General features: G+C 67.8%; 1 protein-coding gene. It reads right to left on the minus strand.

Going from position 1 to position 481, the window contains the following annotated elements; genetic code table 11:
- Positions 1 to 481 (minus strand): aldehyde dehydrogenase family protein (locus RNB18_RS51195; RefSeq protein ID WP_311720948.1); only part of this gene is annotated, 481 nt, incomplete at both ends.

Below are 481 nucleotides of genomic sequence, written 5' to 3' on the forward strand. Positions count from 1 at the left end.
GGACTGACCCGCGGCGACGAACGCTGCGAAGGCCGCGCCCTCGGCGGAGATGCGCGGGTCGACGTCATCGAACAGCACTACGGGTGTCTTGCCGCCGAGTTCGGCCGTAATGCGGGCGAACCGCGACGCTGTAGCGATGGCTGCGGACCGGCCGGCTTCGGTACCTCCGGTAAGCGTGATCTTGGCGATGTCCGGGTGACCGGTAAGCCGCTGGCCGGCTGCGCGAGCGCCCGTGACCACGTTGAGGACACCGTCGGGTAGCCCGGCGTCGGCGAGGATGTCGGCCAGCGCGAGGGTCGTCAGTGGCGTGAGTTCGGAAGGCTTGACCACCACGGTGTTTCCGTTGGCCAACGCCGCCGACAGGCTACGCGCCAGGATCAGCATCGGATGGTTGAACGGGGTGATGATGCCGCAGACGCCGAGCGGAAGCCGCTGCTGATATGTGAGATACGGGCCATCGCCCGGCAATACGGCCTGACGC

The organism is Streptomyces doebereineriae (assembly GCF_031845645.1).
Classification (GTDB): Bacteria; Actinomycetota; Actinomycetes; order Streptomycetales; family Streptomycetaceae; genus Streptomyces; species Streptomyces canus.